The organism is Brevundimonas olei (assembly GCF_037055245.1).
GTDB classification, from domain to species: Bacteria; Pseudomonadota; Alphaproteobacteria; order Caulobacterales; family Caulobacteraceae; genus Brevundimonas; species Brevundimonas olei.
Genome location: NZ_CP146369.1, coordinates 332,699 through 347,817, shown reverse-complemented (window position 1 = coordinate 347,817; position 15,119 = coordinate 332,699). Strand labels below are relative to the sequence as shown.

Sequence of the window (15,119 nt, the reverse complement as noted above, 5' to 3'; positions counted from 1 at the left end):
GGGATCGAGACCTACGGCTCCCCCCGCGTCCCGGTTCGACGCTGGCCGAAGGTCGGCGCCCGCTCTTTCTGCTGCGCCCAATAGGCCGGACCGTCGTCCGGCTTGAACATGGTGCGCGGCACGCCATGGCCGTCCACCACGGCGAAGGTGTTGGTCGACGCCTGATAGAAGAGGGTGTCCCCGTTCGGCCGTTTGACCGTCTCGGTCCCGCGTGGCGCGTTGTCGGTGAAGGCCCTCACCTTCTGCAGATAGTCGTCGGCCGACCGGGCTCCGAAGGCCGCGCCGTTCCGTTCATACAGACGCTGCACCTTGGCGTCGGCGGTCTCGCGACGGTTGGCGGTGACCGTCGGCTTGGCCGGCTCGGGCGGCGAGACGTCGGCCTCCGCCGACGCCGCCGTCGCTGACAGGCCGACCGGCTCGGCCGCGCCCCTCTCCCGCGTCTCGACCGCCGAACCGCCGTTGTCGCATCCGACCAGAACCACAACCGTCGCGGCCAGCGCCGCCGTCACTCGCATCCGCATGGAAATTCCTCCCGAACACCCAGAGAACGCAGTTAGGCACAAGATTTTTGTTCCGACAATGTTCCATTTACATCACCGTCAGCGAGGCGGCTTTGTCTCGACGCCGTCACGCGGCGCGGCTACAGATTCCGCCATGACCGCACTCTCGCTTTCCGGCCGCAAGGTCCTGCTGATCATCGGCGGCGGCATCGCCGCCTATAAGGCGCTGGAGCTGATCCGCCTGCTCAGGAAGGCGGACGCCGAGGTGATGACCGTCCTGACCAAGGCCGGCGCCGAGTTCGTCACCCCCATGTCCTTGGCGGCCCTGACCGGCCACCCGGTGCGGCAGGACCTGTTCATGCCGGAAGACGAGACCGCCATGGGCCATATCGAGCTGTCGCGCTGGGCCGACCTGGTGGTGGTGGCGCCCGCCACGGCCGGGCTGATCGCCAAGGCGGCCAACGGCATGGCCGACGATCTGGCCTCGACCACGCTTCTGGCCACGGACAAGAAGGTGCTGCTGGCCCCGGCGATGAACGTGCGGATGTGGCTGCATCCCGCCGTCCAGGCCAATGTCGAACGGCTGAAGGGTTTCGACGGCTTTCACGGCATGGCCGTGGTCGGGCCGGACGACGGGATCATGGCCTGCGGCGAGTTCGGGCCGGGCCGCATGGCCGAGCCGCCGATCATCCTCGACGCGATCACGCGTCTGCTGGCCGGGCCGGATGGACGGCCGCTGCAGGGCAGGACCGCCGTCGTCACCGCCGGACCGACGTTCGAACCCATCGACCCGGTGCGCGGCCTGACCAACCGCTCCAGCGGCAAGCAGGGCTACGCCGTGGCCGCCGCCCTGGCCGAGCTGGGGGCCGAGGTGACGCTGATCTCCGGCCCGGTGGCGCTGGACGCGCCGGTCGGCGTGAACCGCGTCTGGGTCGAGGCCGCGACCGAGATGAAGGCCGCCGTCGAGGCCGCCCTGAAGACGTCAGATCGGGCCGACATCGCCGTGATGACCGCCGCCGTCGCCGACTGGCGCGTGGACGGCGTGGCCTCGGGCAAGATCAAGAAGGCGCCGGGCGGCCCGCCGTCCCTGGCCCTGATCGAGAACCCCGACATCCTGGCCGGCGTCTCCGCCCCCGGTCCGCGCCGGCCTAAACTGGTGGTCGGCTTCGCCGCCGAGACCAGCGACCTGAAAGCGAACGCCCGCGCCAAACTGTCGAAGAAGGGCTGCGACTGGATCGTCGGCAACGACGTCTCGGACGAGGTCTTCGCCTCGGACGGCAACGCCGTGACCCTGTTCACCCAGGGCGGCGCCGAACCCTGGCCCCGCCAGTCCAAGACCGAGGTGGCGCGCAAGCTGGCCCTGCGCATCGCCGATCACTTCAAGGCTTAAGAGAGACCCTCCCCGTCATGACCACCGTCCGCGTCGAACGCCTGCCCCACGCCGAAGGCCTGCCCCTGCCGGCCTATGAGACTCCCGGCTCGGCCGGCATGGACCTGCGCGCCGCCATCGCCGAGGGCGAGAGCGTGGTGCTGGAGCCCGGCCAGCGCCGGCTGATCCCTACGGGGCTGAAGATCGCCCTGGAGCCCGGCTATGAAGCCCAGGTGCGTCCGCGCTCGGGCCTGGCGCTGAAACACGGCATCTCGGCGCCCAATTCGCCGGGCACCATCGACAGCGACTATCGCGGCGAGGTCGGGGTCATCCTGATCAACCACGGCGAGCTGCCGTTCGAGATCAAGCGCGGCGACCGCATCGCTCAAATGGTCATCGCCCGTTACGAGCAAGCCCGCATGGTCGAGGTCGAGGCCGTGGACGAAACCACGCGCGGCGCCGGGGGATTCGGCTCAACCGGACGTTGATGAAACCATCACTTTCGCACCTGTAGATAATCATCTAGCGTCGCCGTCATGAACACGCTGGACCAGCTCGTCTATTGCAGCCGCTCGCGACTGGCCCCGGACGACGAACGGGCTGCGGTTCTCGACATCGTGCATGTCGCGGCGTTCCTGAACGCGCGCAACGGCATCACAGGCGCGCTGACCTTGCAGGACGGGGTGTTCGTCCAGCTTCTCGAAGGCTCGCCCAGCGCGCTCGACATCCTCATGCTGCATCTGCATTTCGACGAGCGGCATGAAGACATCGAGATCGTGGCGCGCGGCCGCATCGAGCGACGCGCCTTCCCCGCCTGGGGCATGACGGCTCCAACGCCAGGCCCATGCGGCGTGCTCAGCCGCCTGATCGTGGAACGGTCCGACGACCTGACCGCCTGGCGCGAGGCCATGGACGCCCTGCTGGCCGAACCGGCCTGACAGCGCTCAAATCGCGCTCAAGCAGCGAGCCGCCGCGCGGCGAGCGATAGCGCTGGGGCGCGTCAGCGCCCCCAGCATCATGCCTGACGGAAGCCCAGCACGTCCTGCATGTCGTAGAGGCCGGGGCGACGGTTGCGCACCCAGGCGGCGGCGGCCACGGCGCCCTTGGCGAACAGGCTGCGGTCCATGGCGGAATGCGACAGGGTCAGCATCTCGTCTTCCGAAGCGAACATGACGGTGTGCTCGCCGATCACCCCGCCGGCGCGCAGGGAGGCGAAACCGATCTTGCCCGGCTCGCGGGCGCCGGTGATGCCGTCATAGGGGGCGCTGCGCAGCTCCTCCAGATCGCGGCCCCGGCCGTTGGCGGCCGCCTCGCCCAGCATCAGGGCCGTACCTGAGGGCGCGTCGACCTTGCGCCGGTGATGGGTCTCCAGCACCTCGATGTCCCAGTCGCGGGCGTCCAGCCGCAGGGCTGCGTGCTCGACCAGGCCGATCAGGATGTTCACCCCCAGCGAGAAGTTGCCGCTCATGACGATGGCGATCCTGTCGGCCGCCGCCTCGATCTCGGCCTCCTGCTCCGGCGTCAGGCCGGTGGAGCCGATCACCAGGGCCGGCCCGCCCGCCTCGGCGCAGGCGCGCGCCAGAGCCACCGAGGCCTCAGGCGTCGAGAAGTCGATGATGACGTCGCACAGCTTCAGGTCGACGGTCTCGCCGCGATCGAAACGGGCGGCGACCACCACGTCCTCGCGGGCGTCCAGGACTTGCGAAACGGCGCGGCCCATGCGGCCCCGGGCGCCGGAGATGCCGGCGTGGAAGATGTCGCTCACGCGGTCTCTTTCGGATTATCGGCGTCGCCGCCCAGGATGTCGGCCCAGAAACGCTTGGCCTTGCCGGCGAAGCTGGTGTTGCGCGGGGTCTGGGTCTCGCCCAGCGACGCCGCCAGTTCGGTCAGCAGCTCCTTCTGGCGCGCGGTCAGTTCGGTCGGCGTCTCGACGAACAGTTCGACCACCAGGTCGCCGCGACCGCGACCGTTCAGGTGCGGCATGCCCTTGCCCTTGATGCGGACGGTCTTGCCGGTCTGGGCGCCGGCGGGCACCTCGACCGGGGCCTTGCACTTGCCGTCGCAGGCGTCGGAGATCAGGCAGGGGGCGTCCACGACGCCGCCCAGGGCCGCCACCGTCATCGGCACCGGCACCGTGACCAGCAGGTCCAGGTTGTCGCGTTCGAACAGCTCATGGGGCTGCACCGACAGGAAGACATAGAGGTCGCCGCGCGGCCCGCCGCGCTGTCCCGCCTCGCCCTCGCCCGACAGGCGGATGCGCGAACCGTCGTCGACGCCCGCCGGAACCTTGAGGCTGAGCTTGCGGGTCTTGCGGACCTGGCCGTGACCCCGGCAGGTGGTGCAGGGGTCGGCGATCATCTCGCCCGAGCCGCCGCAGCGGGGGCAGGTGCGCTCGACCTGGAAGAAGCCGTTGGCCTGGCGCACGCGCCCGGCGCCGCCGCAGGTGTTGCAGATGGTCGGCTTTGTGCCCGCCTTGGCGCCCGAGCCGTCGCAGACCTCGCAGGACATCAGGGTCGGGATGGCGATCTCGACCTCGGCGCCCTGATAGGCTTGCTCCAGGGTGATCTCGAGATCGTAGCGCAGGTCCGAGCCGCGACGCGGCCCGTGGTTCTGGCGTCCGCCGCCGCCCCGGCCGCCGAAGGCGTCCCCGAAGGCGTCGCCGAAGACCTGGGAGAAGATGTCGTTGATGTCGTGGAATCCGGCGCTGCCTTGGCCGAAGGGATTGCCCCCGCCCGCGCCGCCGCCGTTCACGCCCGCATGGCCGAAACGATCATAGGCCGCGCGCTTCTGGTCGTCGGACAGGACGGTGTAGGCCTCGGAAATCTCCTTGAAGCGGGCCACGGACTCTTCGGAGCCGCCGTTGCGGTCCGGGTGGTGCTCCATCGCCAGCTTGCGATAGGCGCTCTTGAGCGCGGCCGCATCGACCGTCCGCTCGACCCCCAGAATCTCGTAATAGTCACGTTGCGCCATCAGGCGTTCGTCCTCTTACTTCCCGCCGCTTCAGGCCTCTCTTGTGACGGAGGCGCTCCGTTCGCGGATGACCGACGGCCTGCCTGATGACATGGGCGCCCGGTCGAATGATGCAAGTTTCATGAAACGGCCCCGCCTGCCGTCTGGCAAGCGGGGCCGAACATCCGTCAGACGCCGGTTCAGGCGTCCTTCTTCTCGTCCGTGTCCGAGACTTCCTCGAACTCGGCGTCAACCACGCCGTCGTCGGCCGGTTGGCCTTCGGCGCCGTCGGCGTCGCCCTGCTGGGCGGCGTACATCGCCTCGCCCAGCTTCATCGAAGCCTGAGCCAGGGTGTTGGTCTTCTCGCGGATGGCCTCGGGCTCCGTGCCTTCACGGGCCGACTTCAGGTCGTCCAGAGCCGACTGGATGGTCGTCTTGGTCGCCTCGTCGATCTTGTCGCCGTGCTCGGACAGGGCCTTCTCGGTCGAGTGGATCAGGCTGTCGGCGCCGTTCTGGGCCTCGACCAGTTCCTTGCGGGCCTTGTCGGCCGCGGCGTTGGCCTCGGCTTCCTTGACCATCTTGTCGATATCCGCGTCCGACAGGCCGCCGTTGGCCTGAATGCGGATCGACTGCTCCTTGTTGGTCGCCTTGTCCTTGGCGGTGACGTGGACGATGCCGTTGGCGTCGATGTCGAAGGCGACCTCGATCTGCGGCATGCCGCGCGGCGCCGGCGGGATGCCCATCAGGTCGAACTGACCCAGGACCTTGTTGTCGGCGGCCATCGGACGCTCGCCCTGGAAGACGCGGATCGTCACGGCCGACTGATTGTCGTCAGCGGTCGAGAAGGTCTGGGCCTTCTTGGTCGGGATGGTCGTGTTGCGCTCGATCAGCGGGGTGAAGACGCCGCCCAGGGTCTCGATGCCCAGGGTCAGCGGGGTCACGTCCAGAAGCAGCACGTCCTTGACGTCGCCCTGCAGCACGCCCGCCTGAACGGCGGCGCCCAGGGCCACGACCTCGTCCGGGTTCACGCCCTTGTGCGGTTCCTTGCCGAAGAATTTCTTCACGGCTTCCTGCACGGCGGGCATGCGGGTCATGCCGCCGACCAGGACCACTTCATCGATGTCCGCCGCCTTCAGGCCAGCGTCGGCCAGGGCCTTCTTGCACGGCTCGATGGTGCGGGCGACCAGGTCCTCGACCAGGGCTTCCAGCTTGGCGCGCGACAGCTTGATGTTCAGGTGCAGCGGGCCCGACTGGTTCATGGTGATGAACGGCAGGTTGACCTCGTACTGGGTCGTCGAGGACAGTTCCTTCTTGGCCTTTTCGGCCTCTTCCTTCAGGCGCTGCAGGGCCAGCTTGTCCTGGCGCAGGTCGACGCCCTGCTCCTTCTTGAACTCGTCGGCCAGGTAGTCGACCAGACGCAGGTCGAAGTCCTCGCCGCCCAGGAAGGTGTCGCCGTTGGTCGACTTCACCTCGAAGACGCCGTCGCCGATCTCCAGGATCGAGACGTCGAAGGTGCCGCCGCCCAGGTCATAGACGGCGATCTTCTGACCGTCGTTCTTCTCCAGCCCATAGGCCAGGGCCGCCGCGGTCGGCTCGTTGATGATGCGCAGAACTTCCAGGCCAGCGATCTTGCCGGCGTCCTTGGTCGCCTGACGCTGGGCGTCGTTGAAATAGGCGGGAACGGTGATGACGGCCTGGGTGACCTTGTCGCCCAGATAGGCCTCGGCGGCCTCCTTCATCTTGCCCAGGGTGAAGGCCGAGACCTGCTGGGGCGAATAGTCCTTGCCGTGGGCCTGGACCCAGGCGTCGCCGGTCGGACCCTTGACGATCTCGAAGGGCACCATGCCCTTGTCCTTGGCCACCACCGGGTCGTCATAGTTGCGGCCGATCAGGCGCTTGATGGCGAAGAAGGTGTTGGCGGGGTTGGTCACCGCCTGACGGCGCGCCGGCTGGCCGACGAGGATTTCGCCGCCGTCCTGAATGGCGACCACCGACGGGGTGGTGCGGGCGCCTTCGGCGTTTTCGATGACCTTGGGGTTCTTGCCGTCCATGACGGCGACGCACGAGTTGGTCGTGCCGAGGTCGATGCCGATGATCTTGGCCATGGGCTTGTCTTTTTCACTCCTTGCGGCGGGCGATGCGGCGGCCTCGTAACATCAAGCGCCGCGCGTGACCGCCCCCAGTTGGGCTTTTGAGATTGTGCCTCGCCGGACGACGCCCGGTTCGGCGGTGGATGGGGTCGGCGGACAAACCCCTAACGAAAAGGGGGTTATCGCCGGATTGGCTCGGATATGGGAAAGACCGCAGGGGCTGCAAGGCCTTCCGCCCGGTTCCGCACCGATTCCGCGCCTTATGGCGGACAAGACGGCGCGGCGCCGCTAAATTCGGCCGATGTTCACGCCAAACGATCCGCAAGCGTCCAGAATAGAGATGAGGGAAGCGCCGACGACCCTGCCCGGCTTTCGCCTGTGGCCCGGCCTGCTGGACGGCGCAGAACAGGCCGCATTGCTGGCCGAGGTGCGGCAGGGGCTGGAGACGGCGCCCCTCTATCGCCCGCTCACCCCGGGCGGGCGGCCCTTTTCGGTGCGGATGAGCAATTTCGGCGCCCTGGGCTGGGTGTCGGACCGTCAGGGCTATCGCTACCAGCCGACCCACCCGGCGACCGGCGCGCCGTGGCCCGCCATTCCGGCCCGGCTGTTGAGCCTGTGGGACGCCCTGACCGGCTGGCCGGGCCCGCCCGACGCCTGCCTGGTCAACCTCTATCAGGACGCGGCGAAGATGGGCCTGCACCAGGACCGGGACGAGCGCGACCTGACGGCGCCCGTGCTGTCGATCTCCCTCGGCGACACGGCGGTGTTCCGCATCGGCCCGGCCAAGGGCGGCGCGACCGCCAGCGTGCGCCTGGCCTCCGGCGACGTCTGCGCCCTGACCGGCCCGGCGCGGCTGGCGCGCCACGGGATCGACCGGCTGCTGACCGGTTCGTCGCGGCTGCTGCCCGGCGGCGGGCGGGTCAACCTGACGCTGCGGGTCGCGAGCTGACGAGGGCAGGTTGGCCGGAAAGACTCGACGGGACGGGGAAAGCCGAGGCACTGTCGCCGCTTCCACAGCGCCGACCCGGAGACCCGAGATGACCCTGATCACCCGGCCCGAGGGCCTGAGCCCCGACCAGATCGCCCCCAGCCGCCGCAGCCTGGGCGTGGCGACGGCGGGGGGGCTGTTCTTCGCCGCCTACGCCCCCGCCGCCCTCAGCCAGTCGGCTCAGCCCATCGCCACCGACGCGGCGGGCCTGGTCGCGCAGGACGCCGCCTATCCGGCGCCCGACGGCTTCGCCCTGCCCGCCTATGTCGCCCGGCCCGAAGGCGCCGGCCCCTTCCCCGTCGTCATCGTCGTGTCCGAGATCTTCGGCGTGCACGAATACATCCGCGACGTCTGCCGCCGTCTGGCCAAGGCGGGTTATGCGGCGATCGCGCCCGCCTTCTTCGTCCGCGTCCAGGATCCCGCCCCGCTCAGCGACATGCAGGCGATCCAGCGCATCGTCGGCGCCGCCGGCTATGATCAGGTGATGGGCGACATCGGCGCCACGCTGGACTGGATCGGCGCCCAGGCCTGGGCCAAGGCCGACAAGGTCGGGATCACCGGCTTCTGCTGGGGCGGCAAGGTGGTGTGGCAGGCCATGGCCCGCTTCCCGACGCTGGACGCCGGGGTCGCCTGGTACGGCCGCCTGTCCCCCGCCGCCAACGCCACCGACGAACAGAAGGCGGCGGGCCGCCCCTGGCCCATCGACCTGGCGGGCGAACTCAAGGCGCCGGTGTTGGGTCTTTACGGCGGCCAGGACGGCGGCATTCCCAATGATACGGTCAAGGCGATGACCGACGCCCTGGCTGCGGCGGGCCGAACCGACAGCCATATCATCCTCTATGACGACGCTCCGCACGGCTTCCACGCTGACTATCGCGCCTCCTACCGCGAGGCGGACGCGAAGGACGGCTGGCGACGGCTGTTAGAGTTGTTCGAGCAACGGCTGAAGCGCTAGGCCCACCCACAACCGCTCATCCCCGCGGAGGCGGGGACCCAGTGAGAGCCCCAGTCGGAGACCTCACTCGTCATCGAAATGTTTGGAAGCCAAAGCACTGGGTCCCCGCCTCCGCGGGGATGAGCGGAAATTTGGATCGAAGCTAACCCAAATGAAAAGGCCCGGAGCGTCTACTCCGGACCTTTCACGTTCTCAATCCACCGACGCTCAGGCCTTGGCGTCGAAATTCCCGCCGGTCGTGCTGGGGTCGGCATAGGCGCCGCCGGCCGCCGGGCCCGAGCCCTTGGCCGCGACCACCACCATGGCCGCGCGCACGGTGCGGCCGAACAGGGCGTAGCCCGGCTGCAGCGTCTGGATGACGGCCCCGCCCGGCACGGTGTCCGACGGCTGCTCCATCATCGCCTGATGCAGATGCGGGTCGAAGGCGTCGCCCGGCGCGGGATCGACGCGGGTCAGGCCGTTGGCTTCGAAGGCCGACAGCAGGGACTTCTGCGTCAGCTCCAGCCCCGTGACCATGGCCGCCGCCGGACCATCCCCATCCTTGGGCGCCGCCGCCAGGCCGCGCTCCAGGGTGTCGGCCACGCCCAGCAGATCCTTGGCGAAGCGCTGGATGGCGTAGGCGCGCGCGTCGTTCTGCTGCGTCTCGGCGCGGCGCTTGACGTTCTCGGCCTCGGCCACGGCCCGCAGGGCGCGGTCCTTCCACTGGTCGCGCTCGGCGATCAGGGCGTCGACCACGGCGTTTTCATCGCCTTCAGGCGCACCCTCGCCCTCGTGGATGTCCTGCTCGAGTTGGTCCCGGGTCTCGTCGTTGATGTCGTTCACGTCTCTTGTCCGTCCAGAATCCGGCCCAGCACCCGGGCGGTATAGTCCACCAACGGTATGACACGGGCGTAGTTCAACCGCGCGGGCCCGATGACGCCGATGGCGCCCAGCACCCGCTGCCGGCCCGACATATAGGGCGCCGCGATCACGGCGGAACCCGAAAGCGAAAAGAGTCGCGTTTCCGCGCCGATATAGATGCGCACGCCCTGGGCCGCGCCGACGTCGTCCAGCAGGCCGATCAGCTGTTCCTTCTGCTCCAGATCGTCGAACAGCACGCGCACCCGCTCCAGATCCTCGGCCGCGCGGGCGTCCTGCAGCAGATTGCCGCGCCCGCGCACGATCAGGTTGCGGTCGTGGCCTCCGCCGCCCGCGCCTCCGCTCCAGGCCGCCAGCCCGTCCTCGACCAGACGGGCGGCGGCGGCGTCCAGATCACGCCGGGCGGCCTCCATCTCGGCCTTCATCTCGTGCCGGGCCTCGGCCAGCGGACGCCCTTTCAGCCGGGCGCTGAGGAAGTTCGACGCCTCCTGCAGGGTCGAGGGCGTCACGCCGGGCGCCAGGTTCATCAGCCGGTTCTCGACCACCCCGTCGTCGGCGACCAGCACCGCCAGCGCCTGCCCCCCGCCCAGAGCCACGAACTCGACATGACGCACCCCCGCCTCGCGCACCGGGCTGGCGACGATGCCCGCTCCGCCCGCCAGACCCGACAGCAGGGACGAGGCCGCATCCAGCGCCTCCTCCACGTTGCGGCCGCCGCCCTTGGCGCCCAGCACCGCCAGCCGGGCGTCGATCTCGCGCCGCTCCTCCTGACCGATGTCGCCGACTTCCAGCAGACCGTCCACGAACAGCCTCAGCCCCGCATGGGTCGGCGCCCGCCCGGCCGAGGCGTGCGGCGAGGCCAGCAGGCCGGCCTGCGTCAGCGCCTGCATGGTGTTGCGGATCGAGGCGGGCGACAGGTCCAGGCCCGCGCGCGACAGGGTATGCGACCCCACCGGCTCGCCCGTCTCCAGATAGGTCTCGACCACCCGGCGGAAGATGTCGCGCGCCCGCGCATCCAGCGTCGCCAGGCCGGGCGAGGGATGCAGCAGGCTCATGCCCCCGCCCTCCGCGCCGCCCAGTCCGCGCGGGTCAGGCGATGGACCAGGCAATCGTCCGTCCCGTTGAAGACACGCCGCCCCTCCGGCCGGAAGCCCAGTCGCTGATAGAAGCGATGGGCCTGGGCGTTGGAGTTGAGCGGATCGATCACCACCGCCTCGACCAGCGGCCGAGCGAAACAGGCGTCCAGCGCCAGGGTCATCATCTGCGTGCCATGACCCCGGTTCAGGGCGTCGGCCTCGCCGATCCAGATATCGAGGGCGCGCAGGTTCGGCTCGATCTCGCCCCAGTAGCCGTTGGGTTCGCCCGCCGGGTCGATGTCCAGCATGGCCCCGATCGGACGGCCGTCGACCTCGGCGATGAAGTAGCTGAAGACGTCGGACTGCGCAGCCAGTTCCTCGTCCCAGTCGGCCGCCTCATGATGGTCGGGGTCGTCGGTCAGGCAAGCGACGACATGCGGCGCCTTATCCCAGCGCATCATGATCGCGGCGTCGGCGGCCACGGCCGGACGAAGACGCACGACAGACAGGTCAGGGCGGGACAGGCTCATGGTTTCAGGATAAGCACGCGCCATCCCGCTTCCAAGGAATTCCCATGCGCCCGTCCGAACGCACCCCTGAACAACTCCGCACCGTCACGCTGGAAACCGGCGTCAACCGCTACGCCGAGGGCTCCTGCCTGGTGTCCTTCGGCCACACCAAGGTGCTGGTGACGGCCTCGATCGAGGAGAAGGTGCCGGGCTGGATGCGCAACAGCGGCCAGGGCTGGGTCACGGCCGAATACGGCATGCTGCCCCGCGCCACCCACACGCGCGGCCGTCGCGAAGCCGCCGCCGGCAAGCAGTCGGGCCGCACCCAGGAGATCCAGCGCCTGATCGGCCGCAGCCTGCGCGCCGTGGTCGACCTGAAGGCGCTGGGCGAGCGTCAGGTGCTGATCGACTGCGACGTGATCCAGGCCGACGGCGGCACGCGCACCGCCTCCATCACCGGCGCCTGGGTGGCCATGGCCAGCGCCCTCAACTACCTCAGGGACGAGGGCGTGCTGACGACCGATCCGATCCTGGATCAGGTGGCGGCCGTGTCCTGCGGCGTATTCAACGACCTGCCGGTGCTGGATCTCGACTATGAGGAGGACTCCACCGCCGAAGCCGATTCCAACTTCGTCCTGACCGGCGCAGGCCAGATCGTCGAGATCCAGGCCACCGGCGAGAAGCGCGGCTTCAGCCGGGCCGAGTTCGACCGCCTGTTCGAACTGGCGGAAATCGGCTGCACCGAACTGTTCGCCCTGCAGCGCGCCGCCGTCGAAGCCGCCCGCCGATAAGGCTTTTCGCGGAGCCGGATCGGGACCATCGTCGTTGCATAGGCGAACCCGATCCGGAGCCCCGCATGACCCGACCGCCCTTTCTGGCCTGCCTGATCCTCGGCGGCCTGCTCGCCGCCTGCCAGCCGCGTCCTGAGCCGGCGGCGCCAGCCCCGGCCTCCACGCCATCGCCTTCTCCGGCCCGCGAGCCCGAAGCCCGCCTGCCCGAAGGCCCGGACATGGCGCCCCAGCCCGTTCCGCTCGACGAGCGCCCCTGCCGAGAGACCCTGGGCGAGGCCGCCTCCGCCCGCCTGGTCCAGCGCTGCATCGCCGTCAGCCCCGCGACACGCCCGCCCTGCAACGCCGCCAACCCCTGCGACATGATCCAGGGCGAGATCGATCGCAGTTGCGCGATGTGGACCCGCGACGGCGAAACCCCGCCGAAAGAGTGCGCCAACTAGCCGCCCTCTCCCGATGGGAGAGGGCTTGAGCCTCCAAGAGCCGAAGGTGATTGGCTAAGGCGAAAAGGGTGAGGGTTCGCGGGTGAAGTCGGCCGCAGGCCGTGGCGCGACGGCCGACGCCGACTGACAGGACAAGCCCCTCACCCTTTCGCGCAAAGAACGATCGCTACGCTCTCGTGCGCTCAAGCCCTCTCCCGCCGGGAGAGGGTTTCATAGCGCCCAAGAAAAAAACCCCGGCGGATCGTTCCGCCGGGGCCTTCTTCATCTCAGCGATGACGCCGAGGCTTAGTCGCGACGGCGACGGCCGCGGTCGCCGCCGTTACGGTCGCCCTTGGGACGGCCGCCGGTGTCTTCCGACAGCGGGGCTTCACCGCGTTCAGCGCGCTCGGCGTTGATCTTGTCGGTGATGTCCTCGCCGGTTTCCTGATCGACGACCTTCATCGACAGCTTGGTCTTGCCGCGATCGTCGAAGCCCAGGAACTTGACCTTGACCTCCTGGCCTTCCGACAGGACGTCGGCCGGATTGGCGACGCGTTCCAGAGCGATCTGGGACACGTGGACCAGGCCGTCCTTGGCGCCGAAGAAGTTCACGAAGGCGCCGAAGTCGACGACCTTCACGACCTTGCCGGTGTAGATGGTGCCGACTTCCGGCTCCGAAGCGATGGACTGGATCCAGGCCTTGGCGGCTTCGATCTTTTCCTGCTCGTTGGCGGCGATCTTGATGGTGCCGTCGTCGCCGATGTCGACCTTGGCGCCGGTCTTCTCGACGATTTCGCGGATGACCTTGCCGCCCGAACCGATCACTTCACGGATCTTGTCGACCGCGATCTTGATGGATTCGATCTTGGGCGCGAACTCGCCCAGTTCGGCGCGCGGGGCCTCCATCGCCTTCGACATTTCGTCGAGGATGTGCAGACGACCGGCCGAAGCCTGCGTCAGGGCCTGCTGCATGATCTCCTTGGTGATGCCGGCGACCTTGATGTCCATCTGAAGGCTGGTGATGCCTTCCGACGTGCCGGCGACCTTGAAGTCCATGTCGCCCAGGTGATCTTCGTCGCCCAGGATGTCCGACAGGATGGCGAACTCGCCCGACGGCTCCAGAATCAGACCCATGGCGATGCCCGACACCGGACGGACCAGCGGCACGCCGGCGTCCATCAGGGCCAGCGACGAACCGCAGACCGTGGCCATCGAGGACGAGCCGTTCGACTCGGTGATCTCCGACACCAGACGGATGGTGTAGGGGAAGTCCTCGCGGGTCGGCAGCATCGGACGGATAGCGCGCCAGGCCAGCTTGCCGTGACCGATTTCGCGACGGCCCGGCGAGCCCATGCGGCCCGCTTCACCGACCGAATAGGGCGGGAAGTTGTAGTGCAGCAGGAAGGACTCTTTGTAGGTCCCGGTCAGGCTGTCGATGTACTGCTCGTCCTCGCCGGTGCCCAGGGTGGCGACGACCAGGGCCTGGGTCTCGCCGCGCGTGAACAGCGACGAACCGTGGGTGCGCGGCAGGACGCCGACTTCCGAGACGATGGCGCGGACCTTGTCCAGGGCGCGGCCGTCGACGCGGTGGCTGTTCTCGATGATGTCGCGACGCAGAACGTCGGCTTCGCATTCCTTGAACGCAGCCGAGAACTTGGACGAGTCGACGCCGTCCGGCTTCTCGTCGGTCTTCACCAGAGCTTCGGCGGCCTTCTTCTTGGCGGCGTCGACGCCCGAGCGGCGCTCATACTTGCCCGGATGGGCGTAGGCGGCCTTGATCTCTTCGCCGACCAGCGACTTGATCGAGGCGACCACGTCCGAGTGGTCTTCGGCCTGGAAGTCGAACGGCTCCTTGGCGGCGTGTTCGGCCAGGTCGATGATGGCGTCGATGACCGGCTGCATGCCCGCGTGCGCGAACATCAGGGCCTCGAGCATCTTCTCTTCCGACAGCTCCTTGGCTTCGGATTCGACCATCATCAGGGCGTCCTGGGTGCCGGCGACGACCAGGTCCAGGGCGCTTTCGCCCATCTGGTCGATGGCCGGGTTCAGCACCAGCTCGCCGTCGATCAGGCCGACGCGCGCGGCGCCGATCGGCCCCATGAAGGGCACGCCCGAGATGGTCAGGGCGGCCGAGGCGGCGACCATGCCCAGGATGTCGGGATCGTTCTCAAGGTCGTGCTGCAGCACGGTGACGATGACCTGGGTCTCGTTCTTGAAGCCCTTGACGAACAGGGGGCGGATCGGGCGGTCGATCAGGCGGGAGACCAGGGTCTCCTTCTCGGTCGGACGGCCTTCACGCTTGAAGTAGCCGCCCGGGATCTTGCCGGCGGCGAACGTCTTCTCTTGGTAGTTGACGGTCAGCGGGAAGAAATCCAGACCCGGCTTGGGCTGGCGGCCATAGACGACGGTCGCCAGGACCACGGTCTCGCCGTAGGTCGCCAGCACGGCGCCGTCAGCCTGACGGGCGATGCGGCCGGTTTCCAGCGTCAGCGGGCGTCCGGCCCACTCGATCGTCTTGCGTTTGATGTCGAACATTATTCTTCTTTCGTCTCCCGCGGGCGTATTCCCGTCGGGGGTGTGCGGAGCGGCAGGCCGTTCAGTCCTGCGGTCCCCAT

Annotated in this window: 15 protein-coding genes; 7 read left to right on the top strand and 8 right to left on the bottom strand. The window is 68.7% G+C overall.

Going from position 1 to position 15,119, the window contains the following annotated elements:
• Positions 1 to 11: 11 nt before the first annotated feature.
• Positions 12 to 521 carry an S-type pyocin family protein gene (locus tag V8J38_RS01690; RefSeq protein WP_291780112.1) on the bottom strand — a complete coding sequence of 170 codons (510 nt, stop codon included), beginning with the start codon at positions 519 to 521 and terminating at the stop codon, positions 12 to 14.
• Positions 522 to 654: 133 nt separating this feature from the next.
• Here V8J38_RS01690 and coaBC point away from each other — a divergent pair, with 133 nt between their 5' ends.
• The 3 genes from coaBC to V8J38_RS01675 are packed head-to-tail and all read left to right on the top strand — an operon-like array spanning position 655 to position 2,807.
• Positions 655 to 1,890, top strand: a complete 1,236-nt coding sequence (coaBC, locus tag V8J38_RS01685; RefSeq protein ID WP_338577648.1) for a bifunctional phosphopantothenoylcysteine decarboxylase/phosphopantothenate--cysteine ligase CoaBC — start codon at positions 655 to 657, stop codon at positions 1,888 to 1,890.
• 17 nt (positions 1,891 to 1,907) lie between these two features.
• Complete coding sequence (dut, locus tag V8J38_RS01680; RefSeq protein ID WP_291780119.1) at positions 1,908 to 2,357, top strand: dUTP diphosphatase; 450 nt, start codon at positions 1,908 to 1,910, stop codon at positions 2,355 to 2,357.
• Between the two features lie 48 nt (positions 2,358 to 2,405).
• A complete protein-coding gene (locus tag V8J38_RS01675) occupies positions 2,406 to 2,807 on the top strand; it encodes a BLUF domain-containing protein (protein ID WP_291780122.1) in 402 nt (133 codons plus the stop codon).
• Between the two features lie 77 nt (positions 2,808 to 2,884).
• Here the strand turns inward: V8J38_RS01675 and dapB are convergent, their stop codons facing one another.
• The 3 genes from dapB to dnaK all read right to left on the bottom strand — a co-directional run bounded on the left by dapB (position 2,885) and on the right by dnaK (position 6,923).
• Positions 2,885 to 3,634, bottom strand: a complete 750-nt coding sequence (gene dapB, locus V8J38_RS01670; RefSeq protein ID WP_291780125.1) for a 4-hydroxy-tetrahydrodipicolinate reductase — start codon at positions 3,632 to 3,634, stop codon at positions 2,885 to 2,887.
• A complete protein-coding gene (dnaJ, locus tag V8J38_RS01665) occupies positions 3,631 to 4,839 on the bottom strand; it encodes a molecular chaperone DnaJ (protein ID WP_338577647.1) in 1,209 nt (402 codons plus the stop codon). The genes dapB and dnaJ overlap by 4 nt, the downstream gene beginning before the upstream one ends.
• Positions 4,840 to 5,018: 179 nt before the next feature.
• Entirely contained in the window at positions 5,019 to 6,923 is a 1,905-nt protein-coding gene (gene dnaK, locus V8J38_RS01660; protein ID WP_291780131.1) for a molecular chaperone DnaK, read from the bottom strand.
• A 325-nt stretch (positions 6,924 to 7,248) separates the two neighbouring features.
• Here dnaK and V8J38_RS01655 point away from each other — a divergent pair, with 325 nt between their 5' ends.
• Complete coding sequence (locus V8J38_RS01655; RefSeq protein WP_338577646.1) at positions 7,249 to 7,857, top strand: alpha-ketoglutarate-dependent dioxygenase AlkB; 609 nt, start codon at positions 7,249 to 7,251, stop codon at positions 7,855 to 7,857.
• 88 nt (positions 7,858 to 7,945) lie between these two features.
• Complete coding sequence (locus tag V8J38_RS01650; RefSeq protein WP_338577645.1) at positions 7,946 to 8,851, top strand: dienelactone hydrolase family protein; 906 nt, start codon at positions 7,946 to 7,948, stop codon at positions 8,849 to 8,851.
• 207 nt (positions 8,852 to 9,058) lie between these two features.
• Here the strand turns inward: V8J38_RS01650 and grpE are convergent, their stop codons facing one another.
• From grpE to V8J38_RS01635, 3 genes are read right to left on the bottom strand one after another with little or no spacing between them, the layout of a single operon-like run.
• The gene (grpE, locus tag V8J38_RS01645; RefSeq protein WP_422388307.1) at positions 9,059 to 9,673 is read right to left on the bottom strand and encodes a nucleotide exchange factor GrpE; all 615 of its coding nucleotides are present in this window, start codon (positions 9,671 to 9,673) and stop codon (positions 9,059 to 9,061) included.
• Positions 9,670 to 10,764 carry a heat-inducible transcriptional repressor HrcA gene (gene hrcA, locus V8J38_RS01640; protein WP_338577644.1) on the bottom strand — a complete coding sequence of 365 codons (1,095 nt, stop codon included), beginning with the start codon at positions 10,762 to 10,764 and terminating at the stop codon, positions 9,670 to 9,672. Before hrcA ends, grpE begins: the two co-directional genes overlap by 4 nt.
• Positions 10,761 to 11,315 (bottom strand): GNAT family N-acetyltransferase, encoded by a 555-nt coding sequence (locus tag V8J38_RS01635; RefSeq protein ID WP_338577643.1) that lies wholly within the window; start codon positions 11,313 to 11,315, stop codon positions 10,761 to 10,763. The genes hrcA and V8J38_RS01635 overlap by 4 nt, the downstream gene beginning before the upstream one ends.
• A 44-nt stretch (positions 11,316 to 11,359) precedes the next feature.
• On the opposite strand from V8J38_RS01635, the gene rph reads away from it, so the two are divergent.
• Together rph and V8J38_RS01625 are read left to right on the top strand one after the other, a co-directional pair.
• The gene (gene rph / locus V8J38_RS01630) at positions 11,360 to 12,085 is read left to right on the top strand and encodes a ribonuclease PH (protein ID WP_338577642.1); all 726 of its coding nucleotides are present in this window, start codon (positions 11,360 to 11,362) and stop codon (positions 12,083 to 12,085) included.
• 65 nt (positions 12,086 to 12,150) lie between these two features.
• Positions 12,151 to 12,525, top strand: coding sequence for a hypothetical protein (locus tag V8J38_RS01625; RefSeq protein WP_338577641.1), 375 nt, complete (start codon positions 12,151 to 12,153; stop codon positions 12,523 to 12,525).
• Between the two features lie 285 nt (positions 12,526 to 12,810).
• On the opposite strand, the gene pnp is transcribed toward V8J38_RS01625, so the two are convergent.
• Complete coding sequence (gene pnp / locus V8J38_RS01620; protein ID WP_338577640.1) at positions 12,811 to 15,039, bottom strand: polyribonucleotide nucleotidyltransferase; 2,229 nt, start codon at positions 15,037 to 15,039, stop codon at positions 12,811 to 12,813.
• Positions 15,040 to 15,119 lie beyond the last annotated feature (80 nt).

Excerpts from the sequence above, each read along its gene's own strand:
- rph (WP_338577642.1), top strand. The coding sequence starts at position 11,360 with ATGCGCCCGTCCGAACGCACCCCTGAACAACTCCGCACCGTCACGCTG.
- V8J38_RS01625 (WP_338577641.1), top strand. The coding sequence starts at position 12,151 with ATGACCCGACCGCCCTTTCTGGCCTGCCTGATCCTCGGCGGCCTGCTC.
- V8J38_RS01675 (WP_291780122.1), top strand. The coding sequence starts at position 2,406 with ATGAACACGCTGGACCAGCTCGTCTATTGCAGCCGCTCGCGACTGGCC.
- V8J38_RS01655 (WP_338577646.1), top strand. The coding sequence starts at position 7,249 with ATGAGGGAAGCGCCGACGACCCTGCCCGGCTTTCGCCTGTGGCCCGGC.
- pnp (WP_338577640.1), bottom strand. The coding sequence starts at position 15,039 with ATGTTCGACATCAAACGCAAGACGATCGAGTGGGCCGGACGCCCGCTG.
- V8J38_RS01690 (WP_291780112.1), bottom strand. The coding sequence starts at position 521 with ATGCGGATGCGAGTGACGGCGGCGCTGGCCGCGACGGTTGTGGTTCTG.
- hrcA (WP_338577644.1), bottom strand. The coding sequence starts at position 10,764 with ATGAGCCTGCTGCATCCCTCGCCCGGCCTGGCGACGCTGGATGCGCGG.
- dnaJ (WP_338577647.1), bottom strand. The coding sequence starts at position 4,839 with ATGGCGCAACGTGACTATTACGAGATTCTGGGGGTCGAGCGGACGGTC.
- dut (WP_291780119.1), top strand. The coding sequence starts at position 1,908 with ATGACCACCGTCCGCGTCGAACGCCTGCCCCACGCCGAAGGCCTGCCC.
- V8J38_RS01650 (WP_338577645.1), top strand. The coding sequence starts at position 7,946 with ATGACCCTGATCACCCGGCCCGAGGGCCTGAGCCCCGACCAGATCGCC.
- dnaK (WP_291780131.1), bottom strand. The coding sequence starts at position 6,923 with ATGGCCAAGATCATCGGCATCGACCTCGGCACGACCAACTCGTGCGTC.
- coaBC (WP_338577648.1), top strand. The coding sequence starts at position 655 with ATGACCGCACTCTCGCTTTCCGGCCGCAAGGTCCTGCTGATCATCGGC.
- V8J38_RS01635 (WP_338577643.1), bottom strand. The coding sequence starts at position 11,315 with ATGAGCCTGTCCCGCCCTGACCTGTCTGTCGTGCGTCTTCGTCCGGCC.